This is a genomic window from Mesorhizobium shangrilense (assembly GCF_040537815.1).
Taxonomy (GTDB): domain Bacteria; phylum Pseudomonadota; class Alphaproteobacteria; order Rhizobiales; family Rhizobiaceae; genus Mesorhizobium; species Mesorhizobium shangrilense.
This window is the reverse complement of the sequence record NZ_JBEWSZ010000005.1, coordinates 217,060-240,520: the sequence shown is the minus strand read 5'-3', so window position 1 is coordinate 240,520 and position 23,461 is coordinate 217,060. Positions and strand designations below refer to the sequence as shown.

29 protein-coding genes and 1 tRNA gene are annotated in these 23,461 nt (G+C 62.8%); 13 read left to right on the top strand and 17 right to left on the bottom strand.

Going from position 1 to position 23,461, the window contains the following annotated elements:
• The first annotated feature begins 22 nt into the window (after positions 1-22).
• Positions 23-772, top strand: a complete 750-nt coding sequence (gene ubiG, locus ABVQ20_RS33415; RefSeq protein ID WP_354464087.1) for a bifunctional 2-polyprenyl-6-hydroxyphenol methylase/3-demethylubiquinol 3-O-methyltransferase UbiG — start codon at positions 23-25, stop codon at positions 770-772.
• A gap of 3 nt (positions 773-775) precedes the next feature.
• Here ubiG and ABVQ20_RS33410 read toward each other — a convergent pair whose 3' ends face one another.
• The gene (locus ABVQ20_RS33410) at positions 776-1,666 is read right to left on the bottom strand and encodes a DMT family transporter (protein WP_354464086.1); all 891 of its coding nucleotides are present in this window, start codon (positions 1,664-1,666) and stop codon (positions 776-778) included.
• Between the two features lie 97 nt (positions 1,667-1,763).
• Between ABVQ20_RS33410 and ABVQ20_RS33405 the strand changes: the two genes are divergently transcribed.
• Positions 1,764-2,249, top strand: a complete 486-nt coding sequence (locus ABVQ20_RS33405; RefSeq protein ID WP_354464085.1) for a MarR family winged helix-turn-helix transcriptional regulator — start codon at positions 1,764-1,766, stop codon at positions 2,247-2,249.
• A 35-nt stretch (positions 2,250-2,284) separates the two neighbouring features.
• Here the strand turns inward: ABVQ20_RS33405 and ABVQ20_RS33400 are convergent, their stop codons facing one another.
• The 5 genes from ABVQ20_RS33400 to ABVQ20_RS33380 are packed head-to-tail and all read right to left on the bottom strand — an operon-like array spanning position 2,285 to position 5,404.
• Positions 2,285-2,986: a hypothetical protein gene (locus ABVQ20_RS33400; protein WP_354464084.1), complete on the bottom strand. Its 702-nt coding sequence runs from the start codon at positions 2,984-2,986 to the stop codon at positions 2,285-2,287.
• Between the two features lie 5 nt (positions 2,987-2,991).
• Positions 2,992-3,417 (bottom strand): DUF1178 family protein, encoded by a 426-nt coding sequence (locus ABVQ20_RS33395; RefSeq protein WP_354464083.1) that lies wholly within the window; start codon positions 3,415-3,417, stop codon positions 2,992-2,994.
• Entirely contained in the window at positions 3,414-4,280 is an 867-nt protein-coding gene (locus tag ABVQ20_RS33390; protein ID WP_354464082.1) for a carbon-nitrogen hydrolase family protein, read from the bottom strand. Before ABVQ20_RS33390 ends, ABVQ20_RS33395 begins: the two co-directional genes overlap by 4 nt.
• A 10-nt stretch (positions 4,281-4,290) precedes the next feature.
• Positions 4,291-4,560, bottom strand: coding sequence for a glutaredoxin 3 (grxC, locus tag ABVQ20_RS33385; protein ID WP_354464081.1), 270 nt, complete (start codon positions 4,558-4,560; stop codon positions 4,291-4,293).
• Positions 4,561-4,603: 43 nt separating this feature from the next.
• A complete protein-coding gene (locus ABVQ20_RS33380; RefSeq protein WP_354464080.1) occupies positions 4,604-5,404 on the bottom strand; it encodes a ComF family protein in 801 nt (266 codons plus the stop codon).
• Positions 5,405-5,467: 63 nt separating this feature from the next.
• Here ABVQ20_RS33380 and ABVQ20_RS33375 point away from each other — a divergent pair, with 63 nt between their 5' ends.
• A complete protein-coding gene (locus tag ABVQ20_RS33375; RefSeq protein ID WP_354464079.1) occupies positions 5,468-6,358 on the top strand; it encodes a methyltransferase domain-containing protein in 891 nt (296 codons plus the stop codon).
• A gap of 15 nt (positions 6,359-6,373) precedes the next feature.
• Here ABVQ20_RS33375 and ABVQ20_RS33370 read toward each other — a convergent pair whose 3' ends face one another.
• From ABVQ20_RS33370 to argJ, 5 genes are all read right to left on the bottom strand, one after another.
• Positions 6,374-6,556 (bottom strand): Flp family type IVb pilin, encoded by a 183-nt coding sequence (locus ABVQ20_RS33370; protein WP_354464078.1) that lies wholly within the window; start codon positions 6,554-6,556, stop codon positions 6,374-6,376.
• A gap of 108 nt (positions 6,557-6,664) precedes the next feature.
• On the bottom strand, positions 6,665-6,973 hold the full coding sequence (locus ABVQ20_RS33365) for a hypothetical protein (RefSeq protein WP_354464077.1): 309 nt from the start codon (positions 6,971-6,973) through the stop codon (positions 6,665-6,667).
• Between the two features lie 110 nt (positions 6,974-7,083).
• Entirely contained in the window at positions 7,084-7,506 is a 423-nt protein-coding gene (mutT, locus tag ABVQ20_RS33360; protein WP_354464076.1) for an 8-oxo-dGTP diphosphatase MutT, read from the bottom strand.
• Positions 7,507-7,514: 8 nt separating this feature from the next.
• Entirely contained in the window at positions 7,515-8,297 is a 783-nt protein-coding gene (locus tag ABVQ20_RS33355) for a GNAT family N-acetyltransferase (protein WP_354464075.1), read from the bottom strand.
• Positions 8,297-9,538: a bifunctional glutamate N-acetyltransferase/amino-acid acetyltransferase ArgJ gene (gene argJ, locus ABVQ20_RS33350; RefSeq protein ID WP_354464074.1), complete on the bottom strand. Its 1,242-nt coding sequence runs from the start codon at positions 9,536-9,538 to the stop codon at positions 8,297-8,299. The genes ABVQ20_RS33355 and argJ overlap by 1 nt, the downstream gene beginning before the upstream one ends.
• Between argJ and ABVQ20_RS33345 the strand changes: the two genes are divergently transcribed.
• Together ABVQ20_RS33345 and ABVQ20_RS33340 are read left to right on the top strand one after the other, a co-directional pair.
• Positions 9,483-9,641: a hypothetical protein gene (locus ABVQ20_RS33345; RefSeq protein WP_354464103.1), complete on the top strand. Its 159-nt coding sequence runs from the start codon at positions 9,483-9,485 to the stop codon at positions 9,639-9,641. The genes argJ and ABVQ20_RS33345 overlap by 56 nt on opposite strands.
• A gap of 130 nt (positions 9,642-9,771) precedes the next feature.
• Positions 9,772-10,371, top strand: coding sequence for a TetR/AcrR family transcriptional regulator (locus tag ABVQ20_RS33340; protein WP_354464073.1), 600 nt, complete (start codon positions 9,772-9,774; stop codon positions 10,369-10,371).
• 72 nt (positions 10,372-10,443) lie between these two features.
• Here the strand turns inward: ABVQ20_RS33340 and ABVQ20_RS33335 are convergent, their stop codons facing one another.
• Entirely contained in the window at positions 10,444-11,361 is a 918-nt protein-coding gene (locus ABVQ20_RS33335) for a peptidylprolyl isomerase (protein ID WP_354464072.1), read from the bottom strand.
• Between ABVQ20_RS33335 and ABVQ20_RS33330 the strand changes: the two genes are divergently transcribed.
• The 5 genes from ABVQ20_RS33330 (at position 11,360) to ABVQ20_RS33310 (ending at position 18,102) form a co-directional block, all read left to right on the top strand.
• Positions 11,360-11,593 carry a hypothetical protein gene (locus tag ABVQ20_RS33330; RefSeq protein WP_354464071.1) on the top strand — a complete coding sequence of 78 codons (234 nt, stop codon included), beginning with the start codon at positions 11,360-11,362 and terminating at the stop codon, positions 11,591-11,593. The two genes, ABVQ20_RS33335 and ABVQ20_RS33330, sit on opposite strands and share 2 nt — an antisense overlap.
• A gap of 30 nt (positions 11,594-11,623) precedes the next feature.
• On the top strand, positions 11,624-14,356 hold the full coding sequence (secA, locus tag ABVQ20_RS33325; RefSeq protein ID WP_354464070.1) for a preprotein translocase subunit SecA: 2,733 nt from the start codon (positions 11,624-11,626) through the stop codon (positions 14,354-14,356).
• Between the two features lie 17 nt (positions 14,357-14,373).
• Positions 14,374-15,300 (top strand): hypothetical protein, encoded by a 927-nt coding sequence (locus ABVQ20_RS33320; RefSeq protein ID WP_354464069.1) that lies wholly within the window; start codon positions 14,374-14,376, stop codon positions 15,298-15,300.
• 120 nt (positions 15,301-15,420) lie between these two features.
• On the top strand, positions 15,421-16,821 hold the full coding sequence (locus ABVQ20_RS33315; RefSeq protein ID WP_354464068.1) for a lipopolysaccharide biosynthesis protein: 1,401 nt from the start codon (positions 15,421-15,423) through the stop codon (positions 16,819-16,821).
• Positions 16,822-18,102, top strand: coding sequence for a GNAT family N-acetyltransferase (locus ABVQ20_RS33310; RefSeq protein ID WP_354464067.1), 1,281 nt, complete (start codon positions 16,822-16,824; stop codon positions 18,100-18,102).
• Positions 18,103-18,164: 62 nt separating this feature from the next.
• On the opposite strand, the gene ABVQ20_RS33305 is transcribed toward ABVQ20_RS33310, so the two are convergent.
• Positions 18,165-18,938, bottom strand: coding sequence for a hypothetical protein (locus tag ABVQ20_RS33305; protein WP_354464066.1), 774 nt, complete (start codon positions 18,936-18,938; stop codon positions 18,165-18,167).
• Between the two features lie 235 nt (positions 18,939-19,173).
• Positions 19,174-19,258 (bottom strand) — tRNA-Leu (locus tag ABVQ20_RS33300).
• Between the two features lie 176 nt (positions 19,259-19,434).
• On the opposite strand from ABVQ20_RS33300, the gene ABVQ20_RS33295 reads away from it, so the two are divergent.
• A complete protein-coding gene (locus ABVQ20_RS33295; RefSeq protein ID WP_227345133.1) occupies positions 19,435-20,028 on the top strand; it encodes a YqaA family protein in 594 nt (197 codons plus the stop codon).
• Between the two features lie 35 nt (positions 20,029-20,063).
• Positions 20,064-20,582, top strand: a complete 519-nt coding sequence (locus ABVQ20_RS33290) for a disulfide bond formation protein B (RefSeq protein ID WP_354464065.1) — start codon at positions 20,064-20,066, stop codon at positions 20,580-20,582.
• 165 nt (positions 20,583-20,747) lie between these two features.
• Here ABVQ20_RS33290 and ABVQ20_RS33285 read toward each other — a convergent pair whose 3' ends face one another.
• A complete protein-coding gene (locus ABVQ20_RS33285; RefSeq protein ID WP_227345131.1) occupies positions 20,748-21,305 on the bottom strand; it encodes an HNH endonuclease in 558 nt (185 codons plus the stop codon).
• Positions 21,306-21,532: 227 nt separating this feature from the next.
• The gene (locus ABVQ20_RS33280) at positions 21,533-22,174 is read right to left on the bottom strand and encodes a DNA-3-methyladenine glycosylase family protein (protein WP_354464064.1); all 642 of its coding nucleotides are present in this window, start codon (positions 22,172-22,174) and stop codon (positions 21,533-21,535) included.
• A gap of 73 nt (positions 22,175-22,247) precedes the next feature.
• On the opposite strand from ABVQ20_RS33280, the gene gluQRS reads away from it, so the two are divergent.
• Positions 22,248-23,123: a tRNA glutamyl-Q(34) synthetase GluQRS gene (gene gluQRS / locus ABVQ20_RS33275; RefSeq protein ID WP_354464063.1), complete on the top strand. Its 876-nt coding sequence runs from the start codon at positions 22,248-22,250 to the stop codon at positions 23,121-23,123.
• Between the two features lie 27 nt (positions 23,124-23,150).
• Here gluQRS and ABVQ20_RS33270 read toward each other — a convergent pair whose 3' ends face one another.
• Positions 23,151-23,438, bottom strand: coding sequence for a hypothetical protein (locus tag ABVQ20_RS33270; protein ID WP_354464062.1), 288 nt, complete (start codon positions 23,436-23,438; stop codon positions 23,151-23,153).
• Positions 23,439-23,461: the final 23 nt, after the last annotated feature.

The following is a 23,461-nucleotide window of genomic DNA, read 5'->3' as shown; positions in this document are numbered from 1 at the left end:
TTTGACCCGCCGGAGACCATTGATGCCAGAGCCCCGACGATCGACGATCGATGCCGGAGAAGTGGAGCGCTTCTCGGCCCTTGCAGCGGAATGGTGGAATCCGAGCGGCAAATTCCGCCCGCTGCACAAGTTCAACCCGGTTCGGCTCTCCTACATCCGCGACCAGGTGGCTGAGCGTTTTGGCCGCGATCCACGCGCGGCCAGGCCGTTCGAGGGCCTGCGCATCCTGGATATCGGCTGCGGCGGCGGCTTGCTGTGCGAGCCGATGGCGCGGCTTGGCGCCGAAGTGGTCGGCGCCGACGCATCCGCCACCAACATCGAAGTGGCCAGGCTGCACGCTGCTGAAGCCGGGGTGACCGTCGATTATCGCGCCACGACAGCCGAGGATTTGGCCGACGCCGGTGAAAAATTCGATGTCATCCTCAACATGGAAGTCGTCGAGCATGTCGCCGACATCGACCTGTTCGTGGCCAAGTGCGGCGAGATGGTGCGGCCCGGCGGCATCATGTTCGTGGCCACCATCAACCGGACGCTGAAGGCGCTGGGACTGGCCATCATCGGCGCTGAATATGTGCTGCGCTGGCTGCCGCGCGGCACCCACCAGTTCGGCAAGCTGGTGCGGCCGGAGGAACTCGAAAGAGCGCTTGGCGGTGCCGGCCTCACCATCATCGACCGTTCCGGCGTCACCTACAGTCCGCTTGCCGACCGCTGGCACCGGTCGAAAGACATGGACGTCAACTACATGGTGCTGGCGGAGAAGAGCTCCGTCTGAGCATCAGGCCTTCTGGCTTTGCGCCTTGGTGGTGATGAACACGCCAGCGGTGATGATCACCGCGCCGGACCAGGTCAGCAGATGATAGTGCTCGCCCAGGAAGATCGTGCCTGAAAACAGGCCGACGGCGGCCGCCACATAGCCGATCTGGCTGAGATAGACGGGCCCGCCGACCGCTTGCAGCCGGAAGAAGAAGGCGAACATCGCCGAGGCCGACGCCACCTGCGCGACGACGACCAGCGGCACCGCGCCCAAGGCTCCAAGTGAGCCGCCGCCCTGCAAGGTCAGGATGCCGATGAGGAGCATCGCCCCCGACGCCAGGTGGCTGCCGACGGCCAGTTCGATCGGGCCGGTGCCTTCAGGCCAGTCGATGGTGCGGTAGATATTGCCGGCGGCAAGGCTGACCGGGATCAGCAGGCCCATCGCCACCCAGAACAGATCGGCTGGCTGGCCGGCCTCGCCACGTGTCACCGCCACCATGACCGCGCCGACGAAGCCTACGGCGATGCCGATGACGCCAAGCATGTTGGGTCGCCGGACGCCGAGCAGGATCGAAAACACCAGCGTGATCACCGGCGACAGCGTGAACATGATGCCGGTGTAGCCGGCGCCAAGATGCGGAATGGCCGAAAACATCAAGAGGTTGGGAGCGGCGTAGGACACCGCCGCGGTGATGAAGAAATAGCGTAATTTGTGTGGGGTGAGCCCGATCCGCTGTCCGCGCAACAAGAGAGCGCCCAAAAGCACGCCACCGGCGCCGGCCGAGATGATGAAAGCCCAGGCCATGGCGGAAACGCCGGCCGCCGTCGCCAGCTTGCCGAACGGCAGCGTCAGGCCGAGCAGGCCGCCGGTGACCACCAGCAGGCCGAGCGCCGAATCCCAGAGAAATTTCATCGGATGTCCAGTCGTCGATATGGCGCTCGGCCACGTTGTATCCTAGAGTAAGATAACGCAAAGATTCTTAACGTCAAGATATTTAATGGTGAGATAGATGGATCGCGCGGCAAAAGCGGTCGAACAGTGGAACAGAGAGCGCCCGGACCTCGATGTTTCTCCCATGGCCGTGCTCGGGCGCCTGAACGAGGCCGCCTCGCTCATTGCGCGAGACCGGCTCGCTCCACTGTTCGCCAGATTCGGCCTGCAACCGGGGGAATTCGATGTGCTGGCAACGCTGCGCCGGTCGGGAGCGCCCTACGCGCTGACCCCGACCGCGCTCTACGAAGCGACGATGGTGACATCAGGCGCCATGACCAACCGGCTCGACCGCCTGGAAAAAGCCGGATTGACCCTGCGCGGCCCACACCCCAATGACCGGCGCGGCATTGTCGTGCAACTGACCGAGAAAGGTCTCGCGCTGATCGACGAGGCCCTGACCGCCCACGTCGCCAACGAGCACGAAATCCTCGCCGGTCTGACCCGAGCAGAGCAGGAAACGCTCTCTCGCCTGCTTGAAAAGTTGATAGCGAGTGCGGTCTGAACGGTCCGGCATAGGGCCGGCCGGGAAAGGAAGAGTCAGTTCGGCTGGTCAGAAGCTCTTTCGGCATCCTTCCGCCCTAAGACCCTCCGATGCCGCCATCGCATGACCGAAACCATCATGTCCGCAAGCCAAGCCGGAGCGTCCAGCTGGAGCAAGGCATCGCGGGCGCCGGCGATCTCCCGGGCACTGAATTCTGCATTGGAATAGTCAGAACGCTCCTGTCTGGCTTCGACCCATCGGCGGATACTTTCCCCCTCCGGCAGTTTCGCCGCGAAGGCCAGTTCGCGGCGCATGCAGACTCGCTCCACCCGGTCGCGCAACTCCTGCTCGTAGCCAATCCCCCACTGGTGGAGACGCGCATGCGTCGCCTCATGCACGATCGCACCGGCCACCTGCTCGGTCGTCGTGTACTCGCCCAGAACGAATCGCTCATCGAACTCGCAAGTCGATGTCGAATTCACGAACCGACCTGCCGCACCGGCAATGGTCGTGACCCAGATCCGCTTGAGATCACGGACCACGCGCCTGTACCGGACGGGGTCGAAATCCCTTATCAGTTGGAGTGCTGCGGCAACCTTATCCGGAGCTTCATTGCCTTTGTGTTTGCTAAAAACGATCACCATCCCGCTGATCGTCTGCTTGGCACTTGCCTTGATGGCCAGCCAATTGAAAATGTCTTGCAACACGCTTGAAAAAGGTCGCCGTTCAGCTTTTTTGAACCCGCGCGACTTGGTCATGAAACTCAGTTACGATCGTCGGGAAAACTCGGGATCGGCATGAACTCGATGCCATCCTCGACAAGGCCCTTGGCCTCTTCCAGCGTTGCCTCGCCATAGATACCGCGCGCATCGCTCTCGCCGAAATGGATCTTTCGTGCTTCCTCGGCGAATTTGTCGCCGACATAATCAGCGTTTTCGCGCACCTTCTCGGCCATCGCCTTCAACTGCGCCAGCGCCTGCTTTTGCGCGTCACCCATTGCCAGCGCGATCTTTTCCTGCTTGCGCGCGGTCGAGACCGCCGGCGCCATCAGGGCCTTCTCCACCTTGTGCGAGCCGCAGGCCGGGCAATCGACGAAGCCGCGCTTTTTCTGCATGTCGAAATCGTCATTGCCACGAAACCAGCCTTCGAATTCGTGCTCGTGTTCGCAAATGAGGGAGAAGCGTATCAAGATGCCGCGCCCCGCAGCAACGGCGCGTCCGCCGACCCGGCATCCACGGTGAAATCCCGGGCGTTCTTGAGATTGGGGATTTTCTTGCGCGCCGCTAGCGACTGCGCCGGATCGATCTCGGCCACGATCACCCCCGGCGCATCATGAGCAACTTCCGCGATGATGCGGCCCCAGGGATCGACGATCAGCGAATGACCGTAGGTCTCGCGGCCATCCTCATGCAAACCACCCTGCGCGGCGGCAATCACATAGGCACCGTTCTCGATGGCGCGCGCCCTGAGCAGCACATGCCAGTGTGCCTCGCCGGTCTGGCGCGTGAAGGCGGCGGGCACCGTAAGCACCTGCGCGCCGGCCAGCGCCTCGGCCCGGAACAATTGCGGAAAACGGAGATCGTAGCAGACGGCAAAGCCGAGCTTCGTGCCGTTGATCTCGGTCACCACCGCCTCGGCGCCGGGCTCATAGGCAGCGGATTCGCGCCAGCTCTCGCCATTGTCGAGATCGACGTCGAACATGTGGATCTTGTCGTAGGTGGCAAGTGTCGCGCCGTCCGGGCCGAACAGAAGCGCGCGGTTGGCAAGCTTGCCGTCAGCCCGCACGATCGCAGTCGACCCGATATGCAGGAAGATGCCGAGTTCGCTGGCCAGCCTGCGCGACGTCGCGACGATGATGTCCTTGTCCTCGGAGGTGAAGGCTGTGGCTCGCGCATGCTTGTCGCGCACCATGGCGCCGGTCATCTCCGGCGTCTGGATGTAGGTCGCGCCCTGGCCTGCGGCCTGGCGCACCAGACGTTCCATATCCTCCGCGTTGCGCTGCGGGCTCTCGCCTGAACGCATCTGGATCGCAGCCGCCTTGAAAGCACCCATCGTCATATCCTCAAATTGTCGAACCGTTGGCGAGCAGCCTGTCCAGCCGTCCCTGGGCTTCCAGTTCATGGAGATCGTCGCAGCCGCCGACATGCGCATCGCCAATGAATATCTGCGGGAAGGTCGAGCGGCCATGGGCACGCGAAATCATTTCTTGGCGCAGCTCCGGCGAGAAGGAGGCGTCGTGCTCGGTATAGGCGACGCCCTTGCGCTCGAGCAGGCGCTTGGCGGCCGTGCAATAGCCGCACATCATGCGCGTATAGATCGTGACATCGACCATGATGAAGTTCCGCATTCTCTTCCAGTGAATGTCTGTTGCCGACTTATATAGTCGTGGACTCATCCGCCCGAAAGTCCCCAGGCAGCACACGTGCGAAGGTAAGGACGTCGACCGCGCCGGCGCCGCCCTTTTTCAATGCCTTGGTGGCGGCGCGAAGGGTGGCGCCAGTTGTGTAGACATCGTCGATCAGCAGCACCCGGCGGCCGGCGATCTCGATCTCGGCTTCATTCGGCACACGGAAGGCGGCGCGCACATTCTCCTCGCGGTCCTTTCTTTCCAACCCCACCTGCTGGCGGGTTGGTTTCACACGCTGCATCGCGGACGGAACGAAGGCGGCGCCACTGAGTTGCGACACCGCTCTTGCCAGCTCGGCCGACTGGTTGAACTTTCGCCTGAAAAACCGCCGCCAATGCAGCGGCACCGGCACGACCACATCGGCGTCGGCGATCAATTCGGCGCCGGCACGCACCATCCAGCGCGCCATCCATGGCGCGAGATCCGTGCGGTCCTGGTACTTCAGCCCTTGCACCATCTGGCGGGCGACGCCGGAATAGGCAACGGCGGCCCGCGCCCGTTCGAAAGGTGGCGGGTCGGCGATCGCCTCGGCCGACAGGAACCCCTCGCCCATATGATGGGTGAACGGCGTTCCCATCACCGGACACCATGGCCGCTCCAGGAGCCGCAGTTTCGGCCAGCAGCCGCCGCACAGCACGCCAGGCTGCGAAACCTGGCGGCGGCATCCGGCGCAGACCGGCGGAAACAATATCCGCGCCGGCCAGCCCAGTGCCGTCCGGGCGAGGCTCCTGATCTCAATATGCTTGATCTCTGGCATCGGATCGGCCACGTGGTTGGTCCTCCGCGCCACTTAACCACTATATCGAAGCGCGGACAAACAAGGACCTGCCCATTGCAGCCCATGCTCGATACCTCCCTTTGGCTGGCGCATAAGCGCCGGGCGCTGGCGCATCCGGTTGCCGGCGCGGATTTCCTCATGCAACGCACTGCGGAAGACCTCGCAGACCGGCTTGGCGCGGTCGAGCGCAAGTTCGGCAAGGCAGCCGCGCTGTTTTGCCAGACGCAAGCCGCAGCCGACGTACTCGCCAAAAGCGGCAAGGTGGCGGATATCAAGCGCGTTGAAGGCAGCACGGCATTCCTTGGCGATGCGATAGGGCTGGTCGAGCCACCGGAGACCGTGCCGTTCGACCCAGAAAGCCTCGACCTGGCTGTTTCGCTTCTGTCATTGCAAGCGATGAACGACATCCCCGGCATGCTGATCCAGATCCGTCGCGCGTTGAAGCCGGATGGCCTTTTCCTCGGCGCCTTTGCCGGCGCCGGCACGCTTTCCGAATTGCGCGAGAGCCTGCTGGCCGCCGAGACGGAACTCTATGGCGGCGCCAGCCCGCGCGTCCTCCCTTTCACCGACGTGCGCGACGCCGGCGCACTCCTGCAACGCGCCGGTTTCGCCTTGCCGGTCGCCGACGTCGAGACGGTGACGGTGCGCTATGAAACGCTGTTTGATCTCATGGCTGATCTTCGGGCGATGGGCGAAACCAGCACGCTTGTCGATCGCACCAGGCGGCCTGGGGCGCGAAAGTTCTTTGCCCGCGCCGCCGAAATCTACGCCGAGCGGTTTTCGGACGCCGATGGTCGCATCAGGGCCAGTTTCTCGATCGTCTGGATGTCCGGCTGGGCGCCAGACGCCTCGCAACAAAAACCGCTGAAGCCGGGCTCGGCGACGGTATCGCTGGCAAGGATATTGGAAGACCCTGGGATATTGGAAGACCCGGAGGGGCGCTGACTGCCGGCCGCAGGATCAATGGGCGGCGAAAGCGTTTGCGAGCTTGCTGTTGTTGTCGCTGAACAGCCACTCAATTGCGTTGAACGCCTGGCCGATACCGCCAACGATGGCGAGCGATAGCACGGCGACGATCAGGCCATACTCGATAGCCGTCGCGCCCGTTTCATCTTTCACAAATCGTTGCAGCAGTGTCTTCATGGTGGTCGACCCTCTTGTGGGGACCATAGCCTCGACCCGTTAAGAAAGGTTAACGGGACAGACTTAACAGGCTATGAAACAGGCTCATTTACGGGAATCTGTTAACTGTCAGCAGTCGCCGCTGACACCGTTGTCACGGATCACGCAGACGGAACTGGGCAGCGGCTGCAGCACGCTCCGGCGCAGCGTGTAGATGTCGCGGTGGCTGATCGAACCGGTCGTCATCGTGTCGACGCCGCTGGCAAAGGCGTCGCGCGTCGAGCGTGTCTGGCTGTCGAGAAAAGGCGTCGCGATCAGGGCCAGCGCCACCGCCGCCGAGCCGAACAGAAGCGTGATGCGCAATATGCCCATGCCGGCATCGGCGGCACGAAAACTGCGGTCAGGCCGGATCGAGTCCCAATCCCTGTCAAGGCTCATGCTGTGGCTCCCAGCGAGTCGGCGGTCCTTCAATTTTTCACGGCTAGATAAATCTTCCATTAACGCTCGCCCGAAAGGCGGTCGGATGTTTGCCGGCTGTAAGGCGCTACTCAGAGAAGATCGATGAGGAAAGGGATCAGCGGAGCGTCGGCTGGCGGCATCGGATAGTCGCGCATCTGCTTGGGCCGCACCCATTTCAGCGCCTGCCCTTCCCTCGGCTGCGCGATGCCGCGAAAACGCCGGCACACGAACAGCGGCATCAGCAGATGGAAATCGTCGTAGGAATGGCTGGCGAAGGTGAGCGGCGCCAGGCATGGAATCTCGGTCTCGATGCCGATCTCCTCCTGCAATTCGCGGACGATGCACTGTTCCGGCGTCTCGCCGGGCTCGACCTTGCCGCCGGGGAATTCCCACAGGCCGGCCAGTTGCTTGCCTTCAGGCCGCTGGGCAAGAAGGACGCGCCCGTCGGTATCGACAAGCGCGCAGGCGGCGACAAGCAGCAGGCGCTTGCCTGCGATCTTCATATCACTCATGCCCAATTTCACTCAAGAACAGGCGGCCGGCGATAGTGATAGCGATAGACTTCATTGAAGCCGAGCGACCGATAGAGCGCCAGCGCGGGCGCATTATCCGCCTCGACCTGCAGCCAGGCTTCCCGCGCACCGCGCAGCCGCGCCCATTTCAATGCCGACAGGATCAGGTGCCGGCCATGGCCCTGGTTGCGCACGGATTTGTGGGTGGCGATCTCGAACAATCCGGCGAGATCACCATCATGCACGCAGATCAGCGTGGCCAGCGGCTCTATGCCTTGCTCCAGGGCGAACAGCCCGGCTTCCGGCTGGATGGCGCCGATGATCTCCGACAGGCCGGGCCGCAACGAGACATCCGACCCGCTGACCTTGAGGGCAGCACCGATGAAGCGGCTGATGTCCTTCAGCGGAATCTGGTCCATGGCGGCATCGAGCTGGGCGTCCGCCAGCGGCAACCGCATGACCAGCGATTCGGCGAAGCTGCTCCAGCCCTCCTTGTCGAGATGCTTGGAGAGATCCGGCCCCGACAGCGGCGAGACGCGGAAGGTCAGCGGTCTGCCATAGGCTTCGAAACGCCGGCTGGCACGGCCGATGCGCTCGGCGATGTGCTGGATATCGCCGGGGTCGAGCGGGTTGACCGAATTCAGCCGTTTGGCCGGATGACCGGCTGTCAGCCGCACCACCCAGGTCCCGTCATAGTGGACAGCGGCAGCCGGCCATGCGCGAAAGCCCGCCGCTTCATAGCGGCGTACGATCGCGAGCACACTTGCCGGATGTCTGGAAACCAATGCCATCAGCTCCGATAGTCACCATTGATGGTGACGTATTCCTTGGTGAGGTCGCAGGTCCACACCGTCGCCTTGCCGCGGCCGATGCCGACATCGGCGCGGATGCGGATATCATCGCGCTTCATGTAGGTCGATGTCGCTTCCTCGGAATAGGCAGGGTCGCGCTCGCCCTCATGCGCCAGCCGGTTGTCGCCGAACCAGATCGACAGCCGGTCGCGGTCGGCCGGTTCGCCGGCCTTGCCGACGGCCATGACCACGCGCCCCCAATTGGCGTCCTCGCCGGCCACCGCCGTCTTGACCAGCGGCGAATTGGCGATCGACAGCGCGATGCGCTTGGCCGACTTGGCCGACTTCGCGCCGGTGACAGTAACCTCGACCTGCTTGCGGGCTCCCTCGCCGTCGCGCACCACTTGCAGCGCCAGCGATTTCAGCACCTTGCCGAGCGCGCGGCGAAACGCGCCGAGGCGCGCATCCTTGGGATCGCTAATCGCCGGCGCGCCGCGCTTGGCAGCCGCGCCCGTGGCAAAGATCAGCAGCGTGTCGCTGGTCGAGGTATCGCTGTCGACCGTCACCGCATTGAAGGTCTTGGCGGTGCCACGTGACAAAAGATCCTGCAGGACCGGCGCGGCGATCGGTGCGTCGGTGGCGATGAAGGACAGCATCGTCGCCATGTCGGGGGCGATCATGCCGGCGCCCTTGGCGATGCCGTTGATGGTGACGTCGGTATCGCCGAGCTTGACCGTGGCGGTCGCCACCTTGGGATAGGTGTCGGTGGTCATGATCGCCTTGGCCGCCTCGGTCCAGATGTCCGGCTTGCCATCCTTGACCAGTCCGGCCAGAAGATGGCTGAATTTGCTCGTATCGAGCGGCTCGCCGATGACGCCGGTGGAAGCAAGGAACACTTCGCCCGCCGTGCAGCCGGCCGCTTTCGCCGCCGCTTCGCCCGTCATTGCCGTGGACTCGCGCCCCTTCCTGCCGGTGAAGGCGTTGGCATTGCCCGAATTGACGACGAGCACGCGCGCCTTGCCGGCGCCGAGGTTCTGCCGACAGAAGTCGACCGGGGCCGACGGGCATTTCGACCTGGTGAAGACGCCGGCGACTGCAGTGCCTGCATCAAAGACCATGGCAAGCAGGTCGGTGCGGTTCTTGTACTTTATTCCCGCCTCGGCGGTAGCGATGCGCACGCCCTCTATGGCCGGCATTTTGGGATATTTCTTCGGCGCGAGCGGCGAAATCGATGTGGACATGGAGACCTCGGGCGGCAAAAAACGCAAGGGAGAGGCCGGTTTGCCCGATACGACGCGCCGGCGCAAGGGCGTTTTCGTGGCTGCTGTAATGGCGGGGGCATGACGCCTGTCGGCAACTCGTTCGCCGGGAAAGTTCCGGCATCCCCGCCGAGCATGGCTACAGAACGGTCCGGTTCGTTTCATCAAGAGTCTGTGTATTGTCGCCAATGAGGATTCGCTGACGAGGACACGGAATGGCTGACGACGTGGATCGGGGACGCAAATCGATCGGCGCCCGACGCAATCCCGCCAGCGCCGGCGCCATTCTCGACGCTGCCGAGGCGGTGCTGGTCGAAGCGGGCTATTCCGGGTTTTCGATCGAGGCGGTGGCGCGGCGTGCACGCGCCGGAAAGCCGACCATCTATCGCTGGTGGCCAAGCAAGGCCGCGCTGCTGCTCGAAGTCTACCAGCGCCAGAAGCGCGTCGACGTTCCCGACACCGGCATACTGGAGGAAGATCTTGTCGGCTTCCTGACGAACCTGTTCTCGCACTGGCGCGAGACATCGTCGGGCAGCGTGTTCAGGTCGCTGATCGCCGAGGCACAGTCGGATGAAACCGCGGCCGCCGCGCTTGCCGGCTATGCTGGTGGACGCCGTGCCCATACCGGCCAGATCATCGAGCGCGCCAAGGCAAGAGGCGAGGTTGCTGCCGATATCGATGCCGCTGTTGTCGCCGACCTCGTGGCTTCCTATGCCTGGAGGCATCTCTTGACCAACCGGCTTGAGGAGCCTGAAGCGGCGATACGCAAGGTGGTCCGCTACCTCTTGCAAGGCATAACCGCGCCCGGCAGGTAAAAAACGCTGCCGGCGCAAAAAAGGGAGCGGCAGCCCTTGGCCGCCGCGCCCTTTTCAAAAATCCTTGCAGGCTTACTTGGCGCTTTCCAGCGTATCGACGGCCTTCTTCAGGTTCGCGTCGGGAATTTCCACCTTGGCTTCGGCGCGCAGCGACTTGACCAGCGCGAAGTACTTGTCGCGGATAACCGCCTGCTTGGCCTGGTCCTTGACGTCGTCAAATGCCGGCGGCTGCTTGGTGCGCTTGTCCTCGACCTTGATGACGTGCCAGCCGAACTGCGACTGCACCGGCTGCTCGGTGTATTTTCCGACGTCCAGCGCGAAGACCGCCTTGTCGAATTCCGGCACCATCTGGCCAGGGCCGAACCAGCCGAGATCGCCGCCATTGGTCTTGCCGCTCGGATCGCTGGTATGCTCGTTGGCGAGCTTCTGGAAATCAGCGCCGCCGTCGAGCTGCTTGATGATGGCGTCGGCCTCTTCCTTCGTCTTCACGAGGATGTGACGAGCGTGCACCTCGTTGGCAGGCGGCGTGTTGGCGATTTCCTGGTCGTAGCGGGCGCGAACCTCGGCATCCGTGACCTTGTCGACGACACCCTTCTCGACCATCTCGCCATGCAGGGCGCGCTGCTGCAGGAAAGCCATGCGGCGCTGGAAGTCGGGATCCTTGTCGAGGCCGGTGGTGACAGCCTGGGCAGCCATGACGCGGATTTCGATGGCCGCCGAAAGTGCGGCGGCGCGGCGCTGCTCGGGCGGCAACTGAGCGAACTGCTGCGACAGCTCGCCTTCGGCAAGCACGAGGTCCGCCTCGGTGAGCGGCTGGCCGTTGATCGTGGCGACCACGGTGTTCGGGTCGACCGGCGCGGCGGCCGGAGCCGTGGCGTCCTGTTGGGCGGGAGCGGCTTCCTGCGCCATGACAGGCGACAGCGAAAAAGCCGACAGTCCGAATGCCAGACCAAGGCTGGCAAGCGACGCGCGGCGGAACAATAGGGACATGAAGATGACTCCGATGGGGATTGTTGAGGAGGAATGGTTTCCAGATCAGCCAGATTATGGCGGAATTTGGCGCGCACGGCAGGACGAGCGCGGCGTTGACATCAGTTCAGCCCCCTCTTATCTGTCCAACGACTTTGCGTCCAGAACCGTTTTCCGGGCGCTTTTTGTGTTTGCCCGTATTCAGGCGGTGCATTCACGCGGATTTGACGGGACCGGCCGGTACTCGTCTTGATGATACGAATGCTATCGAAAGGACCATTGGATGGTCAGTCTCGGCGGTCTCGCCCGTAAGGTTTTCGGCTCCTCCAACGACCGTCGGGTCAAGTCGACCCGACCTCGTGTCGAGGCGATCAATGCCATGGAAAACGAGATGCGGGCGCTCTCCGACGCCGACCTCGTCGCCAGGACCGCGAAATTCCGCCAGGACATCGCCAACGGCGCCACTCTGGACGATCTGCTGGTGCCGGCATTCGCCACCGCGAGAGAGGCGGCACGCCGCGTGCTCGGCATGCGCCCCTTCGACGTACAGTTGATCGGCGGCATGGTCCTGCACAATGGCGGTATCGCCGAGATGCGCACCGGCGAGGGCAAGACCCTGGTCGCGACCCTGCCCGTCTATCTCAACGCGCTCGCCGGCAAAGGCGTCCACGTCGTCACTGTCAACGACTATCTCGCCACGCGCGATTCCGAATGGATGGGCCGCGTCTACAAGTTCCTGGGCCTCTCGGTCGGCGTCATCGTCCACGGCCTTACGGACGAGGAACGCAGCATCGCCTACGCCGCGGATGTCACCTACGCCACCAACAACGAGCTCGGCTTCGATTATCTGCGCGACAACATGAAATACGAGCGCGCCCAGATGGTGCAGCGCGGTCACAATTACGCGATCGTCGACGAAGTCGACTCCATCCTGGTCGATGAAGCCCGCACGCCGCTGATCATTTCCGGTCCGCTCGAGGACCGTTCGGAAATGTACAACACCATCGACACTTTCATCATCCAGCTGCAGCCGCAGGATTACGAGATCGACGAGAAGCAGAAGACCTCGATCTTCACCGAGGAAGGCACCGAGAAGCTGGAGAACCTGCTGCGCGACGCCGGCCTGCTCAAGGGCGAGTCGCTCTATGACGTCGAGAACGTCGCCATCGTCCACCACGTCAACAACGCGCTGAAGGCGCATCGGCTGTTCCAGAAGGACAAGGACTACATCGTCCGCAACGGCGAGATCGTCATCATCGACGAGTTCACCGGCCGCATGATGCCGGGCCGCCGCTATTCGGAAGGCCTGCACCAGGCGCTCGAAGCCAAGGAGCATGTGGCGATCCAGCCTGAGAACCAGACGCTGGCGTCCGTCACCTTCCAGAACTATTTCCGCCTCTACAAGAAGCTGGCCGGCATGACCGGTACGGCGCTGACCGAGGCCGAGGAATTCGGCAACATCTACAATCTCGACGTCACTGAGATCCCGACCAACCTGCCGGTCATCCGCAAGGATGAGGATGACGAGGTCTACCGGACGGTCGAGGAGAAATACAAGGCGATCGTCAAGGAGATCCGCGAAGCCAGCGCCAAGGGCCAGCCGACGCTGGTCGGCACGACCTCGATCGAGAAATCCGAGCAGCTGGCCGAGCGCCTGCGCAAGGATGGCTTCAAGGACTTCGAGGTGCTGAACGCGCGCCACCACGAGCGTGAGGCGGCGATCGTCGCCCAGGCCGGCAAGCCCGGCGCCATCACCATCGCCACCAACATGGCCGGCCGCGGCACCGACATCCAGCTCGGCGGCAACGCCGAGATGCGCATCGCCGACGAGCTTGGCGACATGCCTGAAGGCCCCGAGCGCGAGGCCATGGAAAAGGCCATCCGCGAGGACATCGCCCGCCTGAAGGAAAAGGCACTCGCCGCCGGCGGCCTCTACGTGCTCGCCACCGAGCGCCATGAGAGCCGGCGCATCGACAACCAGCTTCGTGGCCGCTCCGGCCGCCAGGGCGACCCCGGCCGTTCGAAATTCTTCCTGTCGTTGCAGGACGACCTGATGCGCATCTTCGGCTCCGAGCGCATGGACGGCATGCTGCAGAAGCTCGGCCTCAAGGAGGACGAGGCGATCATCCACCCCTGGATCAACAAGGCGCTGGAAAAGGCGCAGATGAAGGTCGAGGCGCGCAATTTCGACATCCGCAAGAACCTCTTGAAATATGACGACGTATCGAACGACCAGCGCAAGGTGGTGTTCGAGCAGCGCATCGAGCTGATGGATGGTGAAGGGCTCACCGAGACCATCACCGAGATGCGCGAGGGCGTCATCGATGAGATCGTCGCCAAGGCCATCCCTGAAAATGCCTATGCCGAGCAGTGGAACGCCGCCGGCCTCAAGGCCGATGTGGCCGAGTTCCTCAACCTCGATTTGCCGATCGAGGATTGGGTCAAGGAAGAAGGTATCGCCGAGGACGACATCCGCGAGCGCATCTCGCAGGCCGCAGAGGTCGCCGCCAAGGAGCGCTCCGAGCGCTTCGGCCCCGAGGTGATGACCTATGTCGAGCGCTCGGTGGTCTTGCAGTCACTTGACCATCTCTGGCGTGAGCACATCGTCAATCTCGACCATCTGCGTTCTGTCGTCGGCTTCCGCGGCTACGCCCAGCGCGACCCGCTGCAGGAATACAAGGGCGAGGCGTTCGAGCTGTTCCAGGCGATGCTGGGCAATCTGCGCCAGGCGGTCACCGCGCAGCTGATGCGCGTCGAACTGGTCCGCCAGGCGGCCGAGGCCCCGCCCCCCCAGGCGCCCGACATGTTCGGCACGCATATCGACGGCACCACCGGCGAGAACGACTTCGAGGACGGCAACACTGCCCTTCTGGTCCGTTCGGAAACGGCCGCCATCGTCGCTCCCGAGGATCGCGACCCCAACAACCAGGCGACATGGGGCAAGGTTGGCCGCAACGAGGCCTGCCCCTGCGGTTCCGGCAAGAAATACAAGCACTGTCACGGGGCGTTTGCGTAAGGCGCCTGGCGGGAGAAATGTCCAAGAAAATACGCGACGCGATCAGCAGGAATCGCGTCGTTGGACGCCTAAAGTTTGCAAGAGACAGGCTTTTCTACCGATATTTTCGCGCGCGGGGCGCAGCGAGAGCGCGTGAGTTCGCGAAAACACTGCGCTCGTCGGGCTCAAGCCGGCTTTGCTTCACCATCGCCTTCAACACGCCCTGGGTGATCGACGCGCTGACCAAGGCATGGCAGGTCCACCCGACGGGAATGCTTCTTGTCGTGATCGACAATTCGTCTAACGAGGCGGCCCGAACGTCGATCGAAGACATCTGTCGGCAGCGCGGAGTGCCTTACTTCGGTCTGCCCCGCAATCGCGAACGCCACTGGTCCCGTTCTCACGGGACGGCGGTGAACTGGGTCTTCGACAACATCGTGAGACACGTCCGGCCGGAATTATTCGGTTTCATCGACCATGATTGTTTCCCCATCGCGCCTTTCGACATGCCCGGCCGCATGGAGGGGAAGAAAGTGTTCGGACTGAAGTTCGGGCCAACGGAAAACTTCCGTTACAAGGCGGGCAGCAATGATCGCCAATGGTGCCTTTGGGGAGGCTTCTGTTTCTTCCGGTTCTCCGCCGTCGAGCATATCACCATGGACTTCACGCCCCGGATGGAGCTGGGGCTCGATACAGGGGGCGGAAACTGGTTGCCGCTCTACTCGCATCTCACAGAGAAGGATGTTGCGACCGTCGAGATGACATTTATGCCCGTAGCCTTTGGCGGAGCGACGGGTGAACATGAACTGTTCGACGGAACGATGTTCCACGTCGGCGGATCATCCTACGCGCAACAGACGAACACGCGCCATCATCGCGGGCCGGAGCATCGCCAGCTTTTGAGCGATTATATCTGGGACAAGTATCTCGGCGGGGTCGGCGATCGGCTGGTGAGTACGCCTTAAGAACTTCCTAACGCCGTCACCGCGTTGTCCAAAACGGCAAGGACGACCCACCCAACCGTTTCTTAATGTGTTTTCGGTAGACCCAAGGGCTGGAAACAGGCGGAAAACGGAGACTGGTGGGTGCGCTTTTCCGCGGCAACGACGGCCGGGCGGTTTTTGCCGCAGCGTTTGGCGCTGCGTATAAATCCGCTGCTTGGGCGCATCGATGCCGTGCTGTTCACCGCCGACGAGCGCGGCGAAGCCGGCCGCATGTCGCTCATCGCCTTTTCCATCCGCATCATCAGCGCCGTCATCGCCTTCGTCAGCCAGGTGCTGATGGCGCGCTGGATAGGGTCTTTCGAATACGGCATTTTCGTCCTGGTCTGGGTGACGATGGTCATTGTCGGCAACCTCGCCTGCCTTGGCTTCCACACCTCCGTCATCCGCTTCATTCCCGAGTACCGCGAGCGCGGCCTGATGGACGAGTTGCGTGGCATCGTGGTTGCCAGCAGGCAATTCGTGCTGGTGGCCTCGACCGCGATCGCGGGCCTGGGCGCGCTCGGTGTCTGGCTGTTCTCGCCATGGCTCGAAAGCTACTATGTCGTGCCGTTCATCCTTGGCGTCATCTGCCTGCCGATGATTGCGCTCTCCGACCTGCTGCAGGGCCAGTCGAGGGCGAACAGCTGGGCGCTGTTTGCATTGTCGCCAACCTATCTCGTGCGGCCGGTGCTGATCCTCGCTTTCATGGCGCTGATGCTGCTGGCCGGCTATGCGCCAAACGCCAGGACAGCGATATTCGCCTCGATCGCCGCCACCTATGTCACCACGCTCGGTCAACTCATCGGCGTCACCACGCGCATGGAAGGACAGATCCCGGCCGGGCCGATGAAGGTTCATTTCGCCGAATGGTTCATCGTGTCGCTGCCGATCTTCCTCGTCGAGAGCTTCTTCTTTCTGCTCACCAACGCCGATGTATTGATGGTCGGCGCCTATATGGATCCCAACGACGTTGCCGTCTATTTCGCCACGGTCAAGACGCTGGCACTGGTCCATTTCGTCTACTTCGCCGTCAAGGCGGGGGTCGCCCAGCGCTACGCGCAGTTCACCCATGGCGAACCCGAAAAGCTCGCCGCCTTCGCCCGCGAGACGGTGTCGTGGACCTTCTGGCCGTCACTGCTGATGGCACTGCTGGTGCTGGTGCTGGGCGAGCCGATGCTGACGCTGTTCGGCCCTGAATTCGCCGCCGGCTATCCGCTTCTGTACCTGCTGGTCTTCGGCGTCGTCGCCCGCGCCGCCGTTGGCCCCTGCGAAAGCCTGCTCACCATGAGCGGCAACCAGAATATCTGCGCCGCGGTCTACGCCATGACACTGGCCTTCAACATCGGCCTCAACGTGCTGCTGATCCCGCGTTTCGGCCTGTGGGGGGCAGCAATGTCCACGACCTTCGCCATGATGTTCGAGGCCAGCGCCCTATCTTTCACCGTATGGCGCAAGCTCGGCATCGTCATGCTCATCTTCGTGCCCGCCAAGGGAGACGCTTGAATGGTGGCCATCCCATTGCTTGAGGAAACCAGTGGCGGCACGGCCGGCGCGATGGTGTCGGGCCTCGCTGGCCTCGCCCGCGAGGCTGATCCGGCGCATATCGAAATCCTGGCCAGCAATCGGCCCGAACGCAAACTCGCTGTATATCCGGCATCCGCCGGCTTCGACCTTGTCGAGGAACTCGATTATCTGTGCGCCCGCACGGTCGAGCCCAATGTCTTCTTCAACCCGCGCTTCCTGGCCCCTGCCATGCCGCGGCTGGAGGATCGCGAAGTGCGGCTGGCCGTCATTCGCGACGGCGACGAGTATCGCAACCGGCTGCGCTTGCTGGTGCCGTTCTCTGTCGAACGGCCGGCAATACCGCTCGGCGTCCCCGTCATGCGCACATGGTCGAGCCCGTTTGGTCCGCTCGGCACGCCGCTTGTCGACCGTGACGACCCCATCGGCGTCGTCGAGGACTTCTTCTCCATGCTGTCCAGGCCGCACCTCAAGCTGCCGAAAGTGTTCGTGCTGCCGGATGTGCGGCTCGACGGCCCGGTGGCAAGCCTGCTCGCCACCGTGGCCGAGACACGCGGCCTGACGATGATCACCACCGGCAAGTCCGAACGCCCGATGCTGGAAAGCGAGCTCGACGGCGAGGACTATCTGAAGGCATCATTGCGTTCACACCACCATCGCGAGTTCCGCCGGCTGAAGCGACGTCTCGCCGACCTCGGGCGGCTGGAGCATGTCGTGGCGCGCGGGCCCGATGAGATCCGTCACGCCATCGAAAGCTTCCTGACGCTGGAGGCGGCGGGATGGAAAGGCCGCGAGCGCACGGCCATGGCGATCGACCGCTACCGCGCAGCCTTCGCCCGCGAGGCCGTGCATCGGCTGGCCGAACACGATATGTGCCGCATCCATTCGCTGACGCTCGACGGCCGCACCGTCGCCTCCCTGATTGTGTTCGTCGAGGCCGGCGTCGCCTATACCTGGAAGACGGCCTATGACGAGACGCTATCGGCCTATTCGCCGGGCACACTGCTGATGATCGAGGTGACCAGGCAGAATCTCGACGATCCCAACATCGACATGACCGATTCCTGCGCCGTACCCGATCACCCGGTGATGAGCCGGCTATGGATGGAGCGCAAGCCGATGGGCACACTGGTCATCGGGCTGACGCCGGATGCGGACCGTCCCGTCCGGCAAGCAGCGTCACAGCTTCACCTCTACCGCGAGACCCGCAACATGGCGCGCCTCCTGCGCAACCGCATGCGCAGCCTGCTGGGAAGGCGGTAGGCGCGTGGGGCCAGTGAGTCTTTGAGCGTTCTTTAGAGCCCAGATTGAAACTGCTGAAGCCGCTATTCCAAGACCTGAAAATTGCGCCAGGTCGACCAGGTCCCGTCTTCGCGCGGGTAACGATGCAGGTACTGCGGCCGTCCGCTTGGCAAACATTCGAGATATTGCGCGAACGAACTCGAAATACAGTGCACTTCAGCCGCCCCCTCGATCACCTTGCGATAGTGAAACAGGATGTCCGTTAGTCCGGGGCGAGGTCTAATGCGCACGATATCGCGCGGCAGCCGCGCCTCATCGATCGCATAACCACGACCGGCATCGTCGTGAACGAAAATATAGGGATCTGCGGGCGCGACGAGCCGGAACAGATCCGCCTCTGCATCGCAATCGCGCGGCGCGCCGAAAGCCGTCCACCGCTGCTCGAATGGAACTCCGGCTTGCTCATAGAACGCGGCGTCGAAACGCATCTGCATCTCATCGCGCCATTGCGGATTAGCCATTCCCCCGGCGCGAATGGCCTTTGCACCAGCTCTCTCAAACGCATCGGCAACAAGCCTTGGATCGTGCCCCTCTTCTACAATCAGGGTCCGAATGTTCGGCAAATCGCTGAACATCCAACGGACCGCTGACACGTTTTGCGATTTCACTGGCAGAACAAGAATCTTGTAGGAGGGAGATAGCTTCCGCACGATGGCGTTGCATACAATGTGATCGCCCAAGCCAATGTTATGTGCAAAAACGCCCCAGTCGGGCTGAATTGGACCATTCGTCCGTTCGAAGGTTCTGGCGAGTTGCGCGCTCCGGCGGCGGCCCTTAAGCCCACTGAAAATTCCCATTGCCCATCATCAATACAGTTACCCGAGGTAGCATCCTTATGTATCGAGGTGTCTTGCTACTCTCAAGCCGTGAACAGCACGCCAGGCGCAAACTCATCGCCGGCCCATCGGCCCACAAACTGCTTTCACAGCGGAACAACAAATGGACGAAGTTGTCCCACCGGCCGAAGGGGTTGAAAAAGTGGAGCAAAAACAGGCAAAAAAATGAGGAAAATCAGCGCCTGAATAAAATGGGTGGTGCCCCTAGCCGGGATCGAACCAGCACTCCTTGCGGAACTCGATTTTGAGTCGAGCGCGTCTACCAATTCCGCCATAGGGGCTCAGGCCGGGCGGCCTGGATGGCGCGGGACTATACGGTTGGAGGCCTGTTCGTCAACTGGCCAATTTTCACCGCCCTGCCCGCGACGAAACCTCACCTTTCGATTTCGTGGCGACGCTGCCATTGTGCAGCGCGGAAAATCTTTCTAGACAGACGGCGCATGTCATAGGAGTGCCGATGCTTCGCGGACTTTACGACTGGACCTTGTCGCTGGCGGCAAGGAAATCCGCCGAATGGTGGCTGGCCTTCATCGCCTTCGTTGAAAGCTCGGTGTTCCTGGTGCCGGCCGACGTGCTCTATCTGCCGATGGCGCTGTCGCGGCCGGATCGCGCCTATCGCTATGCGCTGATCGCCACGGTCGCCTCCGTGCTGGGCGGCATCGCCGGCTGGTTCATCGGTCACTACGCCTATGACGCGGTGGCAAGGCCCATCCTCGAATTCTACGGCAAGTATGACGAGTTCGAGCAGCTGCGGGCTTCGGCGGGCGTAAGCATCGAGTTCATTATCCTGATGCTGATCACCTCGGGTGCCGCCCATCTGCCCCCGATCAAGGTGGTGACCATCCTGTCCGGCGCGCTTGGCGTCAATCTGGCGCTGTTCATCGTGCTGGCCATCATCGCGCGCGGCGGGCGCTTCCTACTGCTGGCTTGGTTGCTGCGCCGCTATGGCGAACCGATCCGAGAGTTCATCGAAAAACGCCTTGGCCTGATCGCGGGGGCGGCGGCCGCTGCCCTGATTTTGCTCTATATCCTCGTCAAATACGCCCTCTGAACACAGCCTATTTAGAGACGGACGGAGCAGATCGAATGACCGCGACCATGAATGCCGACACCGGACGCCAGCGCACACGGACGGCCTTGTTCCTCGCCGCCGCCATGGCCGCCACGGTCGGCTCCGCGCTCGGCTTCCAGCACATTGGCGGTTACATCCCCTGTCATCTCTGCCTGGAGCAGCGCACCCCCTATTATATCGGCGTGCCTTTGATGGTGCTGGCGGTGCTGGCATCGATGCTGAACGCACCCGCATGGATGACGCGCGGCCTGCTCGCCATCGGCGGCCTGCTGATGCTCTATGGCCTTTACCTGGGCGTCTACCATTCCGGCGTCGAATGGGCGTGGTGGCAAGGTCCGGCCGATTGCACGGCGGGTGCTGGCCCGGTCGACACCGGCGGCAAGGGCGTGCTCGACGCGCTCGACAAATTCGTGCCGCCGTCCTGCGACAAGGCAGCGCTGCGCATCCTCGGCCTGTCGCTGGCCGGTTGGAACGCCATCGCCAGCCTCATCCTGGCCGCCGTCGCCTTCCGCGGCGCGCTTTCCCGCGACTAAGCCGATTCGATTGAGCGGCACGGCGCAGAGTTCGAGCAAAAATTCGGTAGGCTGAGTCGCATGGCGCGGCTTTCGAGAACCGGAGCGGAGCGTACTTGAGTACGTGAGCACCGGAAGCGCAGAAAGCTGCGTCAGGCGGCCAGCATAGCGGATTTGTGCCGAACTCTATGGTTCGAGTTCGACATCCCAGTACAGATAATCCATCCAGCTTTCATGCAGATGGTTGGGCGGGAACAGGCGGCCGTTGTTGTGCAGGTCGTGCACCGTCGGCTGATAGGGTGTCTGCAGCGGCCACATCTTGGCATGCGCCGGCATCATGCCGCCCTTCCTGAGATTGCAGGGCGAGCAGGCGGCGACGACATTCTCCCACGTCGTCGCGCCGCCGCGATGGCGGGGGATGACATGGTCGAACGTCAGATCCTCGGGCGTACCGCAATACTGGCACTGGAAGCGGTCGCGCAGGAAGACGTTGAAGCGTGTGAAGGCCGGGTGCCTGGACGGCTTCACATAGGCCTTCAGGCTGACGACGCTTGGCAGCCTCATCGAGAAGGTTGGCGAAGAGACGGCATGCTCGTATTCGGCAACGATGTTCACCCGGTCGAGGAACACCGCCTTGATGGCGTCCTGCCAGGACCAGAGCGACAAAGGGTAATAGCTGAGCGGACGGTAATCCGCATTCAGCACCAGTGCAGGAAGCCCATCCGGAGATACGGCAACCGTCACGTGTTTACCTCCTTCGCCCAGTACATGACCCTGAAAACCGAATTCGATTTCGCAGGGCATCATGCGCAGATTCAAAAGTGCCACCGCGTCCTTTCGCATCTGACCGGATGCGTGGCGCGGTAGCCGAACGGTGCGGATACTGTAAGCCCGACATGACAGGGATGTGAAGCGGATTGTCGCTTGCCCGAAACGCCAAAAACGCATGATTTTTGTGCTTTTTAGCGAATTCAGGCCGGGGGCGCGGCGTCCCGCCCTCTGGTTTCACGATAATAGGACCAGAAAAGCCGCGATGCGACACCTCGCCACGGGCTCCATGATTCGGCCAAGGCGATCAGCTTTTTCTCTGGTGGACGCGGGTCGATGCCGAGCGCATGGCCGACCGCGCTCTGCAGCGCGACGTCGCGCGCCGGAAAAATGTCGGGATGCCCCGCCGCGAACAGCAGGTACACTTCCGCCGTCCACGGACCGATGCCGGGCACCGCCGTCATCGTCGTGATCGCCTGCTGGGCATCGAGCGAACAAAGGTGATGCAGGTCGAGCCCGTCGACCACGGCCTGGGCAACCGCGATGAGGCCGCGCTGCTTCGGTCGCGACAGTCCGGCTTCGCGAAACATGTCTTCGTTCGCGGCAAGGATGGCCTGCGGCGTCAGCGGATCGACGAGCTTGATCAGCCGGCCGAAGATGGCATCGGCGCTGGCGCGGGAAACCTGCTGCGAAACGATGATCGAGGCGAGGCTGCGGAACCCCGGCTCGGAGAGCCTGAGCGGCACCTCGCCGGCCATGCCCCGCACTTTCTCCAGACGCGGGTCGAGTCTGCAGAGCGCGTCGAGCCCTTGCGAAATATCGTCGAGCGTGGCGATGCGCTGCATGCTTGCTTGTTCCCTGATCAAGCGCAAGGTAGCAACCAGCCGAAGCCCCACACAATCCGATTGCCGCCGAAAGATGACACTCCTGACATTTCGCTTCGCACCAAGCCCCAATGGCGAACTGCATCTCGGCCACGCCTATTCGGCGCTGCTCAACCAGAAACTGGCGAAGGCGACAGCGGGCCGTCTCCTGCTGCGCATCGAGGATATCGACACGACCCGCTGCACGCCGGAATTCGAGGCCGGCATTTTCCGCGACCTGAGATGGCTGGGGCTGGATTGGGAAGAGCCGGTGCGCCGGCAATCCGAGCATTTTGACGTGTATGAAGCAGCGCTCGACCGCTTGATCCGGGAGGAACTGGTCTATCCTGCCTTCATGAGCCGCGGCGACATCCGGGCCTTCATCGCCGACAGCGAGAAGCGTGGTCGTCACTGGCCGCGCGACCCCGACGGAGTGCCGCACTATCCGGCGCAAGACAAGGCGTTGCCGATAAAGGAACGCAAGCGGCGGATCGCCGACAATGCACCTTTTGCCTGGCGGCTGGACGTCGAGGCGGCGGTGGCGCGGGCCGGCAAGCCGCTTGCCTGGGCGGAATTCACCGATGAAACGCTTGGCGCGATGCGTCCTGTCGAAGCCCGCCCGCGGGACTGGGGCGACGTGATCGTGGCGCGCCGCGAGATACCGACCAGCTACCATCTGGCCGTCGTTGTCGACGACGCCCTGCAGGGCATCAGCCGCGTCGTGCGGGGGCAGGATCTGTTTTCCGCAACGGGTGTGCAGCGCCTGCTGCAGGAAGTGCTCGGCCTTCCACAGTCAAGCTACTTCCACCATCGCCTCATCCTGGGTCCGGACGGGCGAAAATTATCGAAGAGCCTCGGCGACAGCGGCCTTGCCGCGCTGCGCGAGGCCGGCGTGCAACCAAACGAGATCAGCCGGCTGGTCGGTTTCTAGACCACACAGAAAAGTGAACCCGGTTGACTACCATCGGGCCAGTCCAGCCTTGATCAGCGCCAGGACGCTAATGAACGCAAAGGCCCCTCCCAGACCCCAGCCGACCGCGAGTTTGAGATCTTTCAGGTCGATGCCGTAGGAATTCGCGACCAGCACAGCCACGAAGAAGCCGAAGGTGAACAGCAGTGTGTTGCCGGTCGAGCCGAAGCCGTCATCCTGCATGATGGCATCGAGTATCGTACCGAAGAAGAAACCGAAGATCGCAACGCTCGCGACGGTCATCAGCAGCCAGCTTGTATCGAGACGCAACAGCATGCCCGCTTCCTCTCGAAGCCGAA